Source organism: Maribacter sp. (genome assembly GCA_020629415.1).
Classification (GTDB): Bacteria; Bacteroidota; Bacteroidia; order Flavobacteriales; family Flavobacteriaceae; genus Maribacter; species Maribacter huludaoensis.
This window is the reverse complement of record JAHDDL010000001.1, coordinates 48715-65614: the sequence shown is the minus strand read 5'-3', so window position 1 is coordinate 65614 and position 16900 is coordinate 48715. Positions and strand designations below refer to the sequence as shown.

At 36.3% G+C, this 16900-nt stretch carries 18 protein-coding genes and 1 pseudogene; 8 read left to right on the top strand and 11 right to left on the bottom strand.

Annotated features, from left to right (window positions below):
* Window positions 1-45: 45 nt before the first annotated feature.
* From QZ657_RS00295 to QZ657_RS00275, 5 genes are all read right to left on the bottom strand, one after another.
* Window positions 46-633, bottom strand: a complete 588-nt coding sequence (locus QZ657_RS00295) for a hypothetical protein (RefSeq protein ID WP_291964225.1) — start codon at window positions 631-633, stop codon at window positions 46-48.
* Between the two features lie 21 nt (window positions 634-654).
* Window positions 655-1218, bottom strand: coding sequence for a DNA-3-methyladenine glycosylase I (locus tag QZ657_RS00290; RefSeq protein WP_291964224.1), 564 nt, complete (start codon window positions 1216-1218; stop codon window positions 655-657).
* 38 nt (window positions 1219-1256) lie between these two features.
* A complete protein-coding gene (locus tag QZ657_RS00285; protein WP_291961578.1) occupies window positions 1257-2216 on the bottom strand; it encodes a sodium-dependent bicarbonate transport family permease in 960 nt (319 codons plus the stop codon).
* Window positions 2217-2301: 85 nt separating this feature from the next.
* Window positions 2302-2466 (bottom strand): hypothetical protein, encoded by a 165-nt coding sequence (locus QZ657_RS00280; RefSeq protein ID WP_291964223.1) that lies wholly within the window; start codon window positions 2464-2466, stop codon window positions 2302-2304.
* A 19-nt stretch (window positions 2467-2485) separates the two neighbouring features.
* A complete protein-coding gene (locus QZ657_RS00275) occupies window positions 2486-2806 on the bottom strand; it encodes a hypothetical protein (protein ID WP_276470915.1) in 321 nt (106 codons plus the stop codon).
* Between the two features lie 89 nt (window positions 2807-2895).
* Here QZ657_RS00275 and QZ657_RS00270 point away from each other — a divergent pair, with 89 nt between their 5' ends.
* From QZ657_RS00270 to QZ657_RS00245, 6 genes are all read left to right on the top strand, one after another.
* Complete coding sequence (locus QZ657_RS00270) at window positions 2896-3819, top strand: LysR family transcriptional regulator (RefSeq protein ID WP_291961576.1); 924 nt, start codon at window positions 2896-2898, stop codon at window positions 3817-3819.
* Window positions 3820-4326: 507 nt separating this feature from the next.
* Window positions 4327-5013, top strand: a complete 687-nt coding sequence (locus QZ657_RS00265; RefSeq protein WP_291964221.1) for a TetR/AcrR family transcriptional regulator — start codon at window positions 4327-4329, stop codon at window positions 5011-5013.
* Window positions 5006-6688 (top strand): peptidase domain-containing ABC transporter, encoded by a 1683-nt coding sequence (locus QZ657_RS00260; protein WP_276470918.1) that lies wholly within the window; start codon window positions 5006-5008, stop codon window positions 6686-6688. The genes QZ657_RS00265 and QZ657_RS00260 overlap by 8 nt, the downstream gene beginning before the upstream one ends.
* On the top strand, window positions 6681-8033 hold the full coding sequence (locus tag QZ657_RS00255) for an HlyD family secretion protein (RefSeq protein WP_291964219.1): 1353 nt from the start codon (window positions 6681-6683) through the stop codon (window positions 8031-8033). The genes QZ657_RS00260 and QZ657_RS00255 overlap by 8 nt, the downstream gene beginning before the upstream one ends.
* A gap of 2 nt (window positions 8034-8035) precedes the next feature.
* Complete coding sequence (locus tag QZ657_RS00250; RefSeq protein ID WP_291964216.1) at window positions 8036-9439, top strand: TolC family protein; 1404 nt, start codon at window positions 8036-8038, stop codon at window positions 9437-9439.
* A 58-nt stretch (window positions 9440-9497) separates the two neighbouring features.
* Window positions 9498-10112 carry a thioredoxin family protein gene (locus QZ657_RS00245; RefSeq protein WP_291961570.1) on the top strand — a complete coding sequence of 205 codons (615 nt, stop codon included), beginning with the start codon at window positions 9498-9500 and terminating at the stop codon, window positions 10110-10112.
* A 26-nt stretch (window positions 10113-10138) separates the two neighbouring features.
* Here QZ657_RS00245 and QZ657_RS00240 read toward each other — a convergent pair whose 3' ends face one another.
* From QZ657_RS00240 to QZ657_RS00215, 6 genes are all read right to left on the bottom strand, one after another.
* Window positions 10139-10867 carry a hypothetical protein gene (locus tag QZ657_RS00240; RefSeq protein WP_291964214.1) on the bottom strand — a complete coding sequence of 243 codons (729 nt, stop codon included), beginning with the start codon at window positions 10865-10867 and terminating at the stop codon, window positions 10139-10141.
* Between the two features lie 64 nt (window positions 10868-10931).
* Complete coding sequence (gene truB / locus QZ657_RS00235) at window positions 10932-11645, bottom strand: tRNA pseudouridine(55) synthase TruB (RefSeq protein WP_276470923.1); 714 nt, start codon at window positions 11643-11645, stop codon at window positions 10932-10934.
* Window positions 11646-11667: 22 nt separating this feature from the next.
* Complete coding sequence (locus QZ657_RS00230; protein WP_276470924.1) at window positions 11668-12465, bottom strand: undecaprenyl-diphosphate phosphatase; 798 nt, start codon at window positions 12463-12465, stop codon at window positions 11668-11670.
* A complete protein-coding gene (locus QZ657_RS00225) occupies window positions 12466-12729 on the bottom strand; it encodes a DUF3098 domain-containing protein (RefSeq protein WP_276470925.1) in 264 nt (87 codons plus the stop codon).
* Between the two features lie 9 nt (window positions 12730-12738).
* On the bottom strand, window positions 12739-13617 hold the full coding sequence (locus QZ657_RS00220) for a cell division protein FtsX (RefSeq protein ID WP_291964212.1): 879 nt from the start codon (window positions 13615-13617) through the stop codon (window positions 12739-12741).
* A 63-nt stretch (window positions 13618-13680) separates the two neighbouring features.
* Window positions 13681-15555, bottom strand: coding sequence for a T9SS type B sorting domain-containing protein (locus QZ657_RS00215; RefSeq protein ID WP_291964210.1), 1875 nt, complete (start codon window positions 15553-15555; stop codon window positions 13681-13683).
* 114 nt (window positions 15556-15669) lie between these two features.
* Here QZ657_RS00215 and QZ657_RS00210 point away from each other — a divergent pair, with 114 nt between their 5' ends.
* Both QZ657_RS00210 and QZ657_RS00205 read left to right on the top strand, forming a co-directional pair.
* Window positions 15670-16530, top strand: a complete 861-nt coding sequence (locus tag QZ657_RS00210) for a UbiA family prenyltransferase (protein WP_291964208.1) — start codon at window positions 15670-15672, stop codon at window positions 16528-16530.
* An 83-nt stretch (window positions 16531-16613) separates the two neighbouring features.
* Window positions 16614-16900: pseudogene (locus tag QZ657_RS00205) on the top strand (class I tRNA ligase family protein); the annotation flags it as partial.

Genomic DNA, 16900 nt, shown 5'->3' with positions numbered 1-16900 from the left:
ACGTAGTTGACACTAAATAATAGGAAGGTAATGATAAGCCAAACCCTAATACAGAACGTGGTCATAATTTGGTGGAAGAGAAGTTCTTATTTTTTTAAAGTTTCCATTGGCATCAAACAGAATTTCATAATCTAAATAGCCCTCGTCCTTCTTGCCAACAACCATAATTTCATAATTATTAGAGGAAAGAATTAGATTTTGAAATGCGTTTTTAAAAATATCCTTTACCTGTTCTTTATTTGAAGGATATTGCTGTTGAAGTCTTTTTATTTTATATTTTGTGAAATTATTGTTCAAATAGTCAGTTATTTTGGCATAAGTATCATTGGGTACATCTGTAGGTTCAATTAGAACTTCTATATCTTCTAACATGCCTTCTTCATTAAATTCTATACTGTACCAAAGCTTGTCTTTTTTAAGTTTTGCTTCATAACTAACTTTAGTACTATCTGTCTCTTTGTAGAATTTAATACGCTTAAAGTTTACTACATTTTCATCAATGGTCGCTATTGCCAAAGCAGGAAACTGAGATTTAAGAATGCGGTGTTCCCTCTCATATTTGTATTGGGAATAACTTATCTGAAAACAAAAAAGAAAACCGATGAATGCTATTTTTTTAAGAGTATTTTTCATGTTGGTTGTAATTGGTTTGTGCTATACCTCATGATATCTAAAACAATTTATTTGATGGTCGTTTACCATACCAGTGGCCTGCATAAACGCATAAATAATAGTACTGCCTACAAATTTAAAACCGCGCTTTTTTAGGTCTTTACTAATAGTATCTGATATGGGTGTATTGGCAGGGGCATCTTTGTAATTTATTACTTTGTTCGTAATAGGTTCATTGTTTACAAATTTCCAGATATAACTACTAAAACTACCAAATTCTTTCTGAATTTCCATGTAGGCAATGGCATTGGTCACCGTAGCCCTTACTTTAAGTTTGTTTCTAATAATCCCCTCATCTTGTAGTAAAGTTAGAATTTTGGTTTCAGGATATTTAGCGATTTTTTTATAATCGAAATGATCGAATGCAACCCTAAAATTTTCTCGTCTTTTTAAAATGGTAATCCAACTTAAACCAGCTTGAAAAGTTTCTAATACTAAAAATTCGAACAACAGATTATCGTCTTTAACGGGTACGCCCCATTCCTGGTCATGATAAGCTTCGTAAAGAGCATCACCTTTGCACCAGCCACATCTTTCTTTATTCATGAAATAAAAGTACTATTAATTGAGTTCTGGTCAAATTATTACCAGTTAACAATACATAAATAAAGGGGCATACCCAAGGTTATGTTGAAGGGAAACGTAATAGCAAGTGCCATGGGTAAATACAAACTAGGGTTTGCTTTTGGTGCTGCTAGGCGCATAGCGGCCGGTACGGCAATGTAAGATGCACTGGCCGCTAAGATGGCAAATAGAAATCGATTACCAACGCTTTCGGTAAATATTGAGCTTACCATAGCAACCAAACATCCGTTTATTAGTGGGATCACTATGGCAAAAAGGAAGGCGAACCAACCCTTTTTGAGAAAATCTGCTAATTTTTTACCACTTGTAATACCCATGTCCAAAAGGAACACCGCTAAAAAACCTTTAAAAATATCAGTTGTAAATGGTGCTATGCCCCTTGCGTGTTGGTCACTGGCCAAAAAACCAATGATCAAGCTGCCTATAATTAGAAGAACACTACCATTGGTAAGAGAATGTCTTAAAACATTAGGTAAGGATATTTTATTTTGTTTATTTTTTTGGAAATATGACATTAACAGTACTCCAATAATTATGGATGGAGCTTCCATAAGTGCCATTACAGCTACCATATGCCCGCCAAACTCAATTTGTTCCATTTCAAGAAATGATACCGCTGTTACAAAAGTTACGGCACTTACAGAACCATAAGAAGCTGCTATGGCTCCAGAATTGGCGACACTAAATTTTCTTCTTAATATAAAATAGGTATAGATAGGGACGAACAATGCCAAGAATATACCGAATAATAAAGACCATAGAATTTCTATGTCCATGTTGCTGTGTGAAAGTTCCTGGCCACCTTTAAACCCTATTGAAAACATTAAGTAAAGTGATATGAATTTTGATGAATTAGGAGGAATTTCCAGGTCACTTTTTAGTTGAACGGCTATAACTCCCAAGAAGAAAAAGAGCAGGGCCGGGTTGGTCAGATTATCTAACAATAAATTCAAATCCATAAAAGTATATTTAGAAATTGGTTAAAGGGAGCTTTAAATATTGATGCTCCCTTTTACTTGTATATTCAGAAGAACAACTTGTTTTTTAGTTTTCGTTACCTCTTGTTCTAATGAATATTATTAAGGTGATAAGGCTAAAGGAAATCAGAATTTGATTTAAGAAAAGAGCATTGTTCTTATATGAAATAAGTACTAATGTAGCCATGAACAGAAATGTTGCTAAAACAGAAAGATTTGCTTTTTTATACATACAGATTTTTTTAAAGAGATTAGGCGTTTTCGTTTACCGTTATTTCCAAAACCCCATTAATGGAAATAGTGAAATTTTTACCATACTTGTCCTTAAAAAAATCATTTGAAGTAATCTTGTCGTTTTCAAGTTGTTTAATACGGTCATCGGCGAATTCTGTATTTGATTTTGATGAACCTTCATAAAGGGCAAGACGTTGTAGCTTATGAAAATTTATTTTTTCATTAATAAGATTTTTGACAATGTCATTTGCTTCAGAAACTGTAAACTCACCGTCCACAAGTTGAATTTTCTGTTTCTTGGTAGTTTTTTTGACTTCATTTTTAATTACTGCATCCATAATTTTAAGTTTTAATTCGGTTGCAAATCTTATATTTTTTATTCATTAAATTTTATTTATATTTATTATGGTATACATAAAAAATATTTATGAATTATACATTGCATCAGTTGAGAATATTTCTGCAAATAACAGAAAGTCAGAGTATTACAAAGGCTTCTGAAGAGTTATTTTTAACCCAGCCTGCGGTATCCATTCAATTAAAAAATTTTCAAGATCAGTTCTCTATTCCCTTGACGGAAGTAGTAGGAAGAAAGCTGTATGTGACCGATTTTGGAAAAGAAATTGCAAGTGCCGCCAAAAAGATTCTGAATGAAGTAGATGCTATAAATTATAAAATTCTTTCCTATAAAGGAGAGCTGGCGGGTAAATTAAAATTTTCAGTAGTTTCTACCGGTAAATATGTTATGCCGTATATGCTCTCTAATTTTTCTCATCAAAATAAGGGTGTTGATTTAATAATAGATGTTACAAATAAAACACAGGTAGTAGAAAGTCTTGAATTGAATGCGGTGGATTTTGCCATGGTATCGGTTCTGCCAAAAAAATTGAAAGTAGAACGCGTAGAGCTTATGCAGAATAAGCTGTATTTGATTGCCGGTAAAAAAGGCTTGAATAATAAAAATCTCTCTCGAAGGAAAATTTTTGAGCAATCGCCCTTAATATATAGGGAAGTAGGTTCGGCAACAAGAGCTGCAATGGAAACCTTTATAATTAAGAACAAATTTGAAGTTAGAAAGAAAATTGAGTTAACCTCTAATGAAGCCGTTAAACAAGCTGTAATCGCTGGTTTGGGTTTTTCAATTATGCCTATAATCGGATTAAGGAATGAACTAAAAAATAATGATGTACAGATAATTCCGGTCAAAGGTCTGCCAATAGAAACAAAATGGAACTTAATTTGGCTTAAATCAAAAAAATTATCGCCTACTGCCTTGGCATTTTTGGATTATCTTGAAAAAGAGAAGCATCAGGTAATTCAAGATAATTTTGACTGGATTAGTGCTTATTAAACAAATTTTAAACCTTAGCTGTCCGTTCTCGTAATGGTTTAATTTGTTTGTCATCCATGTATATAATTGGTATGGCAAACAGCAATGGCATGTGTTAAAAATTGTTTTCTTTTCGTAACATTAACTGCACTAAGGAGCAATACTTCGTCTTTCCTTTTTTTAAAGTTTGCTTTTAGATTTTAATTCATTTGTCTGTAAATGTTGCTAAATACTTTATTACGAGAAATACTGGTTCTGTATATTAATTCTTGTATCAGTAATGGTTTAATAATTGCTTTTGCCTGATTTTTTTGTTTTGACCATAATACAGGCTAGAATCATAATTTCTATTTGTAACGCTATCAATTCTTTCTTTAAAATCTTAAAAGTTAGATGTACGAACTCTTTTTAGATAGAAATTTACAGAGAACATAAAATTTAGATTGTTTTACTTTTATAAATAAATGTTAAACTATTATTACATGATAGTATTACTATTATATTTGTAATCGTTATAATCAAAATAGTATGGATAGGCTATTGCAAGGAGTTCAAATAAGAATCAATGAGAAGCTATATGTAAAAGACCCTGAGTCTTCGGGTCTTGGTAAAAAGATTATTAAATTTAGTATTCAATTGATCAATGATATAGGCTTTGAAAGTTTTACCTTTAAGAAGTTGGGTGTTCAAATAGGATCAAATGAAAGCTCCATTTATCGGTATTTTGAAAATAAGCACAAATTGCTATTGTATTTAACCTCTTGGTATTGGGGTTGGATGGAGTATCAATTGGTCTTTGCTACCAATAGTATTAAAAATCCTAAGGAAAAGTTGCTAAAGGCTATATTCATAATGACCAAAACAACTAAAGAAGATTCGGATTTTTCTCATATCAATGAAATTTTATTGAACAATATTGTTATAAACGAATATTCAAAATCTTACCTTACAAAGGAAGTAGATGTAGAGAACAAAGAAGGTTTCTATGCAATTTATAAAAGATTGGTGAGTAGATTGGCAGAAATGATAACTGAGGTAGATGCTTCCTATGAGTATCCTACTAGTTTGGCAAGTACCATTTTAGAAAACGGTCTACATCAGCATTTTTTAAAAGAGCATTTTCCGTCGTTGACAGATTGCACCAACAAAATAACACCTACACAATATTTGACACACCTTGTGTTCAACACCCTAAACAGCACTACAGATGAATAAAAATATATTGACCGCCTGGCAACGTTTTCTGGGTCTTTTAAAATTAGACAAGAAAGACGTATTTCAGGTATTTTACTACGCAATTTTTGCCGGTGTAGTAAACCTTTCTTTGCCTTTGGGGATACAGGCCATTATCAATTTAATGCAGGGCGCACAGATAAGTACATCATGGATCGTTTTGGTCATTGGTGTTACTATTGGTGTAGCTTTTGTAGGTATTCTGCAATTAATGCAAATACGTATAATTGAAAATGTGCAGCAAAAGATTTTTACCCGGGCCTCATTTGAATTTGCGTATCGTTTTCCGAAAATCAAAATGAGTGAGTTGTACAATTATTATCCACCGGAATTGGCAAACCGATTTTTTGATACCCTTACCATTCAAAAATCATTGTCAAAAGTTTTAATAGATTTTCCCGCCGCTTTGTTACAGATTGTTTTTGGTTTGTTACTGCTGTCGTTCTACCATCCGTTTTTTATTGTCTATGGACTTTTGTTGTTGCTGTTGATTTATGTAGTGTTCAAATTCACGGCGCAACGTGGTTTGGATACCAGTTTAGATGAGTCTAAGAGCAAATACAAAGTAGCGCATTGGCTGCAGGAAATAGCCCGTTCTATTGTCAGTTTTAAATTATCGGGCAAAACTTCCCATGCGCTGGATAAGAACGATACATTGGTAGTTGAATATTTAAATGCTAGGGAAAGTCACTTTAGGGTAATTGTTCTACAGTTTATTCAAATGATCGGTTTTAAGGTATTGGTAACGGCAGGGCTGCTGCTTATTGGTGGGTTGCTGGTCTTAAATCAAGAAATGAATATAGGTCAGTTTGTTGCTGCGGAGATTATTATTCTTTTGGTCATCGGTTCTGTAGAGAAATTGATCCTTGGTTTAGAAACTTTCTACGATCTTTTAACTTCATTGGAGAAGATGGGCCAAGTAGTAGATAAAGAGCTTGAAATCCAAGAAGGTGAAAAACCATTTTTAGAGAATCAGTCGTTTACGGTAGAGTTGAGCAATATCTCTTATAGTGTGCCAGATCCCAAAAGAGAGATCATTACCAACTTAAGTTTAACCATTTCACCTACGTGTACCATATTGTTAAGAGGAAATAGTGGCTCTGGTAAAAATACCTTATTGCGTTTGATCGCAGGTATTATTGAGCCAGATAGCGGCGGGGTATTTGTAAATGGTGTTTCTTTAAAAGGAATGAACTTAAATTACTATCGTTCTCACCTTGGTCAGTCCTTACCCGAAGAATCCCCTTTTGAAGGGACTATTTTACACAACATTACATTTGGTGATAAGGACACGACCAACGAGCAAGTATATTGGGCTTTGGATAAAGTAGGGCTTACTGATTTTGTAAAAAAACAGCCCGAAGGACTTAATACCGTTCTTTATCCGGAAGGGAAACAAATACCTTATACGGTTTCAAAAAAGATCGTTCTGGCCAGAAGTATTGTTCGCAAACCAAAACTCCTAATTTTAAAAGATCCGTTAGACCAATTTAATAGTGAAGAAGCAGATAGGATTCTAAGCTTTTTAAGTGACCCTTCTAACGGTTGGGCATTACTTGTGGTAAGTGAAAATGATAAATGGATAAAAAAATGTTCTCGAATTATTACGATGGACAAAGGACAGATTATTAACGAAATCTCAGGAAAAGATGCTTAATATATCTCATAAAACATTGAACAAAAAAGTGTCTATTGAACGATTTAAATCTGTTCAAAAAGTAAATCATAAAAGGCATTACAAGCATTTTAATAGATTCTTGTTCGCATTTGCCGTGGTAGGGGTAATCGTATTGTTTTTGCCATGGACCCAGACCATAAACGCAAGAGGGTATTTAACTACTCTTACGCCGGGTCAAAGACCACAAACAATTCAATCTCAAATACCGGGCAGAATTGAGAAATGGTATGTGCAAGAAGGTGATTATGTAAAAAAAGGAGATACTATACTTTTTATATCTGAGATTAAATCAGAGTATTTTGATCCTAATTTGGTAGAGAGAACAGGAGAACAATTAAAATCGAAAGCATCTTCTGTTACATCATATGGCGATAAGGTAAAGTCCCTGGATAATCAAGTAGCTGCGTTGATCAATGAAAGACGATTAAAATTGGAGCAGGCCAAGAATAAATTGATGCAGGCCAAATTGAAAGCGCAAAGCGATAGTATAGATTTTGAAGCGGCAAAGACCAACATACAGATTGCCGAGCGCCAATATGAGCGTACGGCACAATTACAGAGCGAAGGTTTAAAGGCTGTTACAGATGTTGAGGCCAAGCGTTTAAAGCTACAGGAAACCCAAGCAAAGTTACTTTCTCAAGAAAATAAGTTACTGGCGGCCAAGAATGAGATCATCAATGCAGAGGTTGAGATCGGTAGGGTGCAGGCATCGTATACCGATAAGATTTCAAAAGCGCAGAGCGATAAGTTCACTGCAATGTCTAATCAGTTCGATTCGGAAGCTCAGGTAAGTAAGCTTGAAAACGATTATACCAATTATCAAATGCGAAATCAGCTTCGTTATGTTAGGGCGCCACAAAACGGTTATATAAACAAAGTGCTTACCGCCGGTATAGGAGAGACTTTTAAGGAAGGTACGCCATTGGTGGGTATTATGCCGGCAGATTATGATATGGCGGTAGAAACTTTCGTAGAACCAATAGACTTACCGCTGATCCATTTAGGGGAAAGTGTTAGAATTCAATTTGATGGCTGGCCTGCTATAGTATTCAGTGGATGGCCTAATGCATCATACGGAACGTATGCAGGTAAGGTCGTGGCAATTGAAACTTTTATAAACCCGAATGGAAAGTACAGGGTACTGCTTTCTCCAGATAAGGACGATCAGGCGTGGCCGGAAGCGCTTCGCGTAGGTTCTGGGGCAAATACCATTGCCCTGTTGGAAGATGTTCCTATTTGGTATGAGCTTTGGCGTCAGTTGAACGGTTTTCCTGCCAATTATTATCAGCCGGAAGGGGCTCAAGATAAACCTGTAAAAAAATAAGGATGAACAGAATTATTATCTTTTTCTATCTATTATTTGGGTTGTTTGTGAACGCCCAGACCGTAGATTCTGTGCAGCTTAATTTTAGGGAGTATTTGGGGTACGTAAAAAAGTACCACCCTGTAGCCAAACAAGCAGAAATGGTAATGAGCGTAGGTCAGGCAAATCTAATGAAGGCGCGTGGCGGTTTCGATCCCAAAATAACCGTGGATTATTCTACAAAAGAGTTTAAAGGGTCAGAGTATTATGATTTATTGAATTCTACCTTTAAAGTACCAACATGGTACGGAATTGAGTTAAAGGGTGAATTTGAGCAGTATTCTGGAGAATATTTGAATGCCGAAAGAAATGTACCCGATGACGGATTATATAGTGCAGGGGTGGCCCTTTCATTAGGTCGTGGATCATGGATCAATGAGCGTATGGCCACGGTTAAAAAAGCAAAGTTTTTTAGGGAGCAGTCCAAAGCGGATAGGGATTTGTTGGTCAACCAAATATTGTTCGAGGCCTCATTGGCGTATTTCAATTGGTTGCAGGCTTATAGAAATAGTTTGCTCTTCAATGATTTTTTGTTGAATGCCAAGGTGCGGTTAAAAGGGGTCAACCGTAGTGCGCAATCAGGGGAAATTGCCGCTATAGATACGGTAGAGGCAAAAATTGCGGTTCAAAACAGAGCATTGGAAAGAGAGCAGGCAAACGTAACCCTACGTAATGCAAGGTTAGAGCTTTCCAATTATCTGTGGATGGGCGATAATATACCTATGGAGTTGCAAGAAGGGGTTGTGCCAGATACATCCTTGGATACTGAAATAGACCAAGCTTTGGAAATTTTAGGAAAGCCTTTGGATAGTTTTGTGTTAGAGAATCATCCAAAGTTAAGGTCCTTAAGTTATAAAATTGATGGCCTGGTGGTAGACAAGCGTTTAAAAACGAATAAGCTTTTGCCTAGAATTGACGTAGAGTATAAGTTCATTACGGATGAACCTGAATATCTAAATTCTTTTGAAACACAGAACTACAAAGCAGGCCTAAATTTTGAATTGCCCTTGTTTCTTAGAAAAGAACGTGGGGATCTTAAATTGGCAAAACTAAAATTAAGGGACGCACAGTTTGAGCTTGACAATGCCGAAGTGCAGATTCAGAATAAAATAACGGCCATTTATAATGAGTTGGATTCTTTTGAAAATCAGAATGTGCTTATAGATGAAATAGTATCTAGCTATGCGGCATTATTGGCGGCAGAAGAACGGAAATTCAGTTTTGGAGAAAGTTCCCTTTTCTTGATAAACTCTAGGGAGAGTAAGTTGATAGACGCCGTTCTAAAACAAAATCAGGTAGAGAACAAGTATTTTACGGCAAAGGCGAAGCTATTCAATAGTCTTGCTGTAAATCCTGAGAATTTGTAAGCATTGCACTTTTAATACTACTAAAGCGTTCCATTACAGATATTAAAATAGTAAACGCATGGAATTAGTTATAGAGGATTTAATAAAAAAGGGATTGGAAACCGGTTTTAGCTATGCGGAATATAGGGCCCTTGTAGCGGATTTAGCTGAGAAAGGAGCGTCTACCGGACCTGAGCAAACTGAGGCACTTACGCAATACACGCAGTTAAATAACAGCCGTATGCGTAGATGGGACAAAACTTTGAAATTTAGTGATGAGGCGGTTGCCAAAATTAAATCTGTTGATCAAAAAATTTCATGGTTGGTACTGTCCGAAAGTTGGTGTGGCGATGCTTCACCTGCATTGCCGGTAATGAATAAGATTACAGAAATTAATCCCAATATAACTTTATCTATCATTCTTCGAGATGAAAATTTAGATCTCATGGATCAGTTTTTAACTAACGGAGGTAGATCTATTCCTAAGTTGATTGCTTTTAAGGAAGAGAAAGGTAGTGTAGTTTCCACATGGGGTCCACGATCGGCAAAAGCTACGAGATTAGTAGAAGATTATAAGGCGGAACATGGTAAATTAACACCAGAGTTCAAACAAGAACTTCAATTGTTTTATAATAAGGACAAAGGGCAAAGTATTTTAGAAGACCTGTTGTTGTCGTTGCAAAATCAAGAATAGATTCTTAGCGGTTTATGTGTACTTACTTATTTGCCTTGAAATAAATAGGTAATCGTACCTTTTTGAGATTCTTTGCTAGAAGAATTGAATCTTGCCTTCAATGCGTAGTTAATGGCGTTATCTACTAGACAACCATTAGAAGTTCCAGAGCTTTTTGCGTTAAAATCTGCTTCGGTAACATAACCTAGGGCATTTACTTCAATATTGATAACAACTTTACCACCTTCTATGCATGTGTATATTGGTGGAGGTAATTTGTAGTTGTTTCTGTCTACTAAAGAGTAAGAAACAGAGGTTCTTCTTGCGGCTAGATTGTTGGTGAATTCTTTCTTTTGAGCTTCCTTTTCTCCTAAAAGTTGTTTTTTCTCTTCACGTTTTTTTGCCAAAGCTTTAACCCTTTCGGAATAACCGTCATCAGCGATCATATGTTCTGTCGGGTCGCCATCGCTCATTTCATTACGCTCGGCCATAAGCTCCTCTAACGTTTGTAGCGGTTCAGGATTACCATAACTGGGCTTGGCGGTTTCATTATAGGCTAAATGACTTTTAATGGGGTCAGACTCAACTTGCTCCTCTAAGGGTTCTTCCTCTTTTAAAATTTCTTCCAGTACTTCTGGGTCCATGATCATTTCAACCACATAATCTTCGTGAGATTCTTCTTGTGCGCCAAACTGAATATTGTACAACACCAATACCACAATAGACATGCTAAAGACAGTGGCAAGTAATGATAGTTGTTTTCTGTTCAGATTCATGGGTATATAACCTTAATTATACCAAAATATTTTAGAAGATCGATAAATGGTAATCAATAGTTGGCTACCTATTTTCTTCTTTACCTAACAAGATATCGGCGAAAACCAAAGGGTCTTGAGCATTATCTACGTTAAAATCACCTATTTTGGTTCTTCTCAGTGCTGTTAAATGTGCTCCAGAATTTAGGGCCTTTCCAAAATCATGAGCCATAGATCTTATGTAGGTGCCTTTACTGCATGCAATTCTAAAATGAACGTTTGGGCCGTCAATATCTGTAATTTCAAAAGCGCTGACATTTACCTTGCGTTTTGGAATTTCAACAGATTTTCCTTCTCGTGCCAGTTCATATAAGCGCTTGCCATCTTTTTTAAGAGCTGAAAAAACGGGCGGTGCCTGTTCAATATCACCTATAAATTCTTGGGTAGTGGCCTTAATAAGTTCTGGCGTTATATGTTCGGTAGAAAAAGTTTCGTTGATTTCAGTTTCCAGGTCATATGATGGTGTGGTGCTTCCTAAGGTGAAAATTCCCGTATATTCCTTTTCTTGACCTTGGTAATCGGTAATTTTTTTGGTGAACTTCCCTGTGCAGATTACCAAAAGACCTGTTGCCAAAGGATCTAACGTTCCTGCATGACCTATTTTAAATTTCTTTAAGCTGAATTTTTTTCTAATAGCCCATTTCAATTTGTTGACCGCTTGAAAAGAGGACCATTCCAATGGTTTATCGATCAATAATACTTGACCGTTTAAATAGTCTTCTTTGGTCAAATCTTTCATGAATTTGGGTGTTTAGATGGTACTACGGATTAGTGAATCCGTAAATAACGGCAATCAATCCTACTATAAGACAATAAATGGCAAAATAGGATAACTTACTTTTGCGTACCAATTGTATCATCCAGGTACAAGCGGCAAGTCCGGCAACAAAGGCGGCAATAAAACCGGCACCCATTGCAACGTTATTTTCTCCGTCAAATGTTAAGTCTCCGCTCATAAGGTCTTTAGCAATCTTACCAAAGATCAACGGAACCACCATTAAGAATGAGAATCTTGCGGCTTTAGATTTGTCTACGCCTAAAAGAACAGAGGTAGAAATAGTAGCTCCACTTCTTGAAATACCAGGTAGCATAGCTATAGCTTGAGAGATGCCAACTATAAAGGCATTACCAAAACTTACTTTCTTTTCAGTGTCTTTGGCTTTATCTGCAAAGTATAGCAGTACTGCGGTAATGATTAACATAAAGCCCACAAATCTAATATTACCTCCAAAAAAAGCTTCTAATTGTTCTTCAAAGAACAGACCTACAAATACTGCAGGTAGCATGGAAATTATGATTTTAGCGGAAAACTGACTTTCCTCGTTCCATTTAAACTGAAACAGGCCGCTTAAAATTTCCCATATATCTTTTCTGAAAACCACAATAGTACTTAGTGCGGTCGCAAAATGTAGTACAACGGTAAACAGTAAACTTTCTTCTTGTACAGAGTTATCTCCTAAAATGGCTTTGCCCAATTCTAAATGCCCACTTGAAGAAACGGGTAGGAACTCGGTCAATCCTTGAATAATACCGAGTATAATAGCATCTAAAGTATCCAATTAATTTTTCTTTTTGTGTGGGTTCAACAAAATGGCATAAATTTCTATACCTAAGCCAATAAGAACTAAAGTAGGCGCAAGTCTTATTCTTCTAAAATTATATATTTCAGGATTAAAAACATTGGGGTCATCACTACCGCCGCCGCTCATTAAGATAAAACCTATTGCAATACAGGCAATACCTATAAACATGAACATGTAATTTTTCTTTTGAAAAATAAATTCTTGTTTAGAATGCTGTTCTACTTTGTTGTTTTTACTCATGTCGCAAATTTAATAATATAATTCGTCCGTTCTAAGATTTAAGAAGCGTTGGGTCGCGAAATAAGTGCTAATGAACGAAATAAGTATTCCCAATAGAAAAACACTGACAAATAAAGTCATCATTATATATGGTTCGTCTAACAATCCCAAATCTTGAAAATTGGTGTTTACATAATATACCACTCCGCCTATGGCCAATAGTGCAATTGCCGCACCGATCATACCAAGTTTAATATTTTGCCATATAAACGGTCTTCTGATAAAGGTCTTGGTAGCCCCTACCATTTGCATGGTCTTTATGATAAACCGTTTAGAATAAATTGATAGACGTATAGAGCTATTGATCAATAGTACGGCTATAAATGTAAATACGGCACTGGCAACTAAAATCCAAAAGCCAATTTGTTCAACACTTTTGGCTACCATGCTTACTAGAACACGATCATAGCTTACTTCATCTACAAAGCTCTTCTCCGAGAGGGTATTTGCAATTTCTTCAACTTTTTCGGCGGTAACAAAATCGGCATTCAATTTTACGTCGATAGAGTTTTTTAATGGGTTGTATCCTAAATAATCAACAAAATCTTCACCAATATCTTCACTGTGCTGTTTGGCTGCGTCCTCTTTGGATACATATGTTGAAGATTTGGTGTATTCTGACATTGCCAAGGTCTTTTGAAGCTGTTCCACTTCAATTTCTTTGGTATCTTCTTTTAGAAAGACAGAAATGGTAATCTGCTCTTTGGAACGATCTGCCATTTTTTTGGTATTTAAGACCAATAGTCCTAAAATGCCCAGTAGAAATAAGACCAATGCAATACTTAGCACCACTGAAAAATAAGAGGAGATGAGTTTGCGTCTTTGATAATTTTCGAAGGAGTTTGCCATAGTACTTAAAAGTGTCGTAAAAATAGCAAAGTATTGTTAAATGGAACTTAAAAAAACAAAGCCTTAACGTTTTAAGCTAAAGTGTCCTTTAAATTGGGTGGTATCTACCTTAATGCTATACCAATAATCATCTTCTGGCATTGGTTCACCTTCAAAAGTGCCGTCCCAGTTAGTGTTGTTTGTATTCCCGAATTTAAGAAGCTTACCGTAGCGATCAAAAATTGAAATGGTAACCGAATTAAAAACTTCTAATCCGTCAGGTTCAAAAAAATCATTGAACGTATCTCCATTGGGCGTAAAGAATTTTTGAATGACCAAATGATAAAACTCTTGGGTTACTACGCCGCAATCCGTATTGTCCCGAACGTAAATAGTGTAAAGTCCACCTTCAACTGCATCAAAAATATTGTTGGGTTGAAATGAAATTCCATCCAATGAATATTCAAAATTTCCTTTGTTAGATGTAGAAACAACTATTGATGGTCCGTCAGATGTAATATTTTCAATTTGTGGTAAATCTATCTGCTCAACCATAAAGTTCCGTGTAGCTGAGCATCCATTCGTGTTGGTGACAATAACATCGTATTCGCCAGCTTCGGTAACATCGATCATTTGGGTAGTAGCACCTGTAGACCATTGGTAGGTGACATTCTCAACTTCGGCGTCTAAAGTGATAAAAGAGTCTTCACATAGAAAAACACTAGCATCTTCAGGTATTACCGGTAATGGATTAACGGTTAAACTGACTGCAGTTCTTGTAGTGGAAGCACATTCAATTTCGGTAGAATTGGCTTCTGCATAATATGTACCTGCAACTCCAATTTCTAAATTTTGGCTATTGGATACTATTAAATTTCCACCGGTAGGGGCGTCATACCAATTTATAGCGTATAGTGATGGTGTATTTACTGATATAGTCCCTATATCGCCTTCGCAAATTTCAACATCCCCATTGCTAACCGGTGCAGGAGGAATTGGTAATACGATAATGTCAAAAACATCGGATACCACATTGCATAGATCGTTATTGACGTTAACAATGTCTTCTGCTATTTTTGTTCTAAAATAAGTGGTTGTGGTGACGGTAGGTGTATTTAGAATAGCATTGTTTTCTCCCGGTAAATCTGTCCATATTTGTTGATCTGTACTTTGCTGCCATTGGTAGGCATGAGAACTAAAAACGGAAGAGTCCGGTGTTGCGGTAAGCGTTCTGGATACTCCGCCCTGGTCTTCGCAGACTACCAAACTAGCTTCGTTGGTAGGTGTAGAGACCGTAACGTTGTCTCCACAGGATCGAAACAAAATATCATCTATGGCCACATCATTCCCACAGCCACCATTACTGTTGTTTCTCATCTTAAGGATAACGGATGTTTGGCCAGGTTCGGTTTTAAAAACCAAGGCATATTGTTCCCATACGGTTGTACCGGTTCCTGGTATACTGCCGGTATCTCCTTGGGCCAGCAAATTAGTGTCCGTTGCGTCCCAAATTTGAAAACGGACGTTAACAGGTATGCTGTTGCCGTCACAGCTATTCGCTGGTTGAAGGTTGATCAGCCAAGATGAAAATTCATAAGTAGTATTCTCACATAGGCCCGTAACCTGTCTTTGGTAGAACTCGCCGGCGGTAAAACTGGCATTGACGATAAATGCTTTTCCGTTGGTATCGCCTTGTGTGTGGTCTTCAATGGATATCCAGTCGAAATAATTAGTAGTGCTAGATACAGTATAATCACCGTCATTGGGTGTGCCTGTAGTAAAATTATAGGTTGTGGTGCCGGGTGCTAGCATAGGACCGTCTGTGGTGCCCGCTCCAAAGTTCTCTGTAAAAATAGGATCGCCAGAGCTACCACCGCAAAAACCTAGCTGCGCCTGAAGTATAGTAATACTGCAGCAGGTAAATAATAATATGAGTAAAATTGTTTTGGGGCACTTCATAATCTAAGGTTAAAGATATACTTTTTAAAAAGATGAGTAGTTATAGTATAGCTTTCATGGCACTGCCGTGTCAAGTAAAGTATTTTTACGAAGATGTGAACTTAACCCAATTATATGTTGAATTTGTTGGACTTAAAAATTTCCAGGCCCGGACTTTGGTTTCCTACCATTTGGATCTATTTAGTTCCTTTTGCGAATCAGGTAGATTATTGGCAGTCGTTCAATTTTTGGCTAGGTCTATTTTTTGTCACCTTTCCCTTAAACTATCTGGTCTACGGTCTTAATGATTTAAATGATGTTGGTGCAGATGCGGTAAATGATAGAAAAGGAAACTTTCTCTTTGGTGCAAAGGCTTCAAAGTTGCAACTTAAAGGTGTGCTCACTAAAATAATTGTACTTACGACTGTGTTTGTAACTGCGCTTACTTTTATAGCCGGATTAAAAATGTTTTTGTTATTGGTGTTTATGGTCGTCGTAAACATTCTCTATAATTTTAAGCCGTTCAGAATAAAAGAGAGGCCTCCGTTTGAAATATTGATACAGGTTGGGTACGTAGTTACTGTATTCTTTTCTATAGAACTGAATAATTTGGAAACATTGCCATGGCAGACATTGGTGTATTTGTCATTGTTTGCATTTCAGGCACATATTGCCGGAGAAATAATGGATATTGAACCAGATTTGGCTTCGGGAAAAAGAACCACCGCAACTTTGGTAGGGCGTAAAAACTCAAAATTGTTGATGCTTTTGATTTTGGTGTGCGAATCTGTTTTGGTCTGGTACTGGTTTCAAGATATCGTTTTAGCTTCTTTTCTTGGTCTTTTCTCTGCATTTATGGTGTTAGATATTTTTGTGATTTTTAAGGGTAGGGCATATACGTTGCCAGAAATGAAATTGTTTGGTTACCTTATTAATATATCGGCATTGGCTTCAATGCTTTGGGTGCTTTTTAGTGGCAAATTGATAATGGCTTAGGTCTATAGTTATCAATTGGTTTAAACTTTTCCCTTTAGCAGAATAAACCTATTTTTGCGACTTACAGAAAAGAAGTAACTATCATGCAATACAATTTCAACGAAATTGAGGCCAAATGGCAAAAATACTGGGCAGAAAATCAAACATTTAAAGCAGAGAATAATTCTGAAAAAGAAAAGTTTTATGTGCTGGATATGTTCCCTTATCCTTCAGGTGCGGGACTCCATGTTGGCCATCCGTTAGGGTATATTGCCAGTGATATTTATGCACGTTACAAAAGACATAAAGGTTTTAATGTATTGCATCCGCAAGGGTATGATTCTTTTGGATTGCCTGCAGAGCAATATGCCATACAAACAGGTCAGCATCC

What these genes read in the sequence shown, in the direction of transcription:
- QZ657_RS00295 (WP_291964225.1), bottom strand. Translation starts at nt 633, where the DNA reads ATGAAAAATACTCTTAAAAAAATAGCATTCATCGGTTTTCTTTTTTGT.
- QZ657_RS00290 (WP_291964224.1), bottom strand. Translation starts at nt 1,218, where the DNA reads ATGAATAAAGAAAGATGTGGCTGGTGCAAAGGTGATGCTCTTTACGAA.
- QZ657_RS00285 (WP_291961578.1), bottom strand. Translation starts at nt 2,216, where the DNA reads ATGGATTTGAATTTATTGTTAGATAATCTGACCAACCCGGCCCTGCTC.
- QZ657_RS00280 (WP_291964223.1), bottom strand. Translation starts at nt 2,466, where the DNA reads ATGTATAAAAAAGCAAATCTTTCTGTTTTAGCAACATTTCTGTTCATG.
- QZ657_RS00275 (WP_276470915.1), bottom strand. Translation starts at nt 2,806, where the DNA reads ATGGATGCAGTAATTAAAAATGAAGTCAAAAAAACTACCAAGAAACAG.
- QZ657_RS00270 (WP_291961576.1), top strand. Translation starts at nt 2,896, where the DNA reads ATGAATTATACATTGCATCAGTTGAGAATATTTCTGCAAATAACAGAA.
- QZ657_RS00265 (WP_291964221.1), top strand. Translation starts at nt 4,327, where the DNA reads ATGGATAGGCTATTGCAAGGAGTTCAAATAAGAATCAATGAGAAGCTA.
- QZ657_RS00260 (WP_276470918.1), top strand. Translation starts at nt 5,006, where the DNA reads ATGAATAAAAATATATTGACCGCCTGGCAACGTTTTCTGGGTCTTTTA.
- QZ657_RS00255 (WP_291964219.1), top strand. Translation starts at nt 6,681, where the DNA reads ATGCTTAATATATCTCATAAAACATTGAACAAAAAAGTGTCTATTGAA.
- QZ657_RS00250 (WP_291964216.1), top strand. Translation starts at nt 8,036, where the DNA reads ATGAACAGAATTATTATCTTTTTCTATCTATTATTTGGGTTGTTTGTG.
- QZ657_RS00245 (WP_291961570.1), top strand. Translation starts at nt 9,498, where the DNA reads ATGGAATTAGTTATAGAGGATTTAATAAAAAAGGGATTGGAAACCGGT.
- QZ657_RS00240 (WP_291964214.1), bottom strand. Translation starts at nt 10,867, where the DNA reads ATGAATCTGAACAGAAAACAACTATCATTACTTGCCACTGTCTTTAGC.
- truB (WP_276470923.1), bottom strand. Translation starts at nt 11,645, where the DNA reads ATGAAAGATTTGACCAAAGAAGACTATTTAAACGGTCAAGTATTATTG.
- QZ657_RS00225 (WP_276470925.1), bottom strand. Translation starts at nt 12,729, where the DNA reads ATGAGTAAAAACAACAAAGTAGAACAGCATTCTAAACAAGAATTTATT.
- QZ657_RS00220 (WP_291964212.1), bottom strand. Translation starts at nt 13,617, where the DNA reads ATGGCAAACTCCTTCGAAAATTATCAAAGACGCAAACTCATCTCCTCT.
- QZ657_RS00215 (WP_291964210.1), bottom strand. Translation starts at nt 15,555, where the DNA reads ATGAAGTGCCCCAAAACAATTTTACTCATATTATTATTTACCTGCTGC.
- QZ657_RS00210 (WP_291964208.1), top strand. Translation starts at nt 15,670, where the DNA reads ATGTTGAATTTGTTGGACTTAAAAATTTCCAGGCCCGGACTTTGGTTT.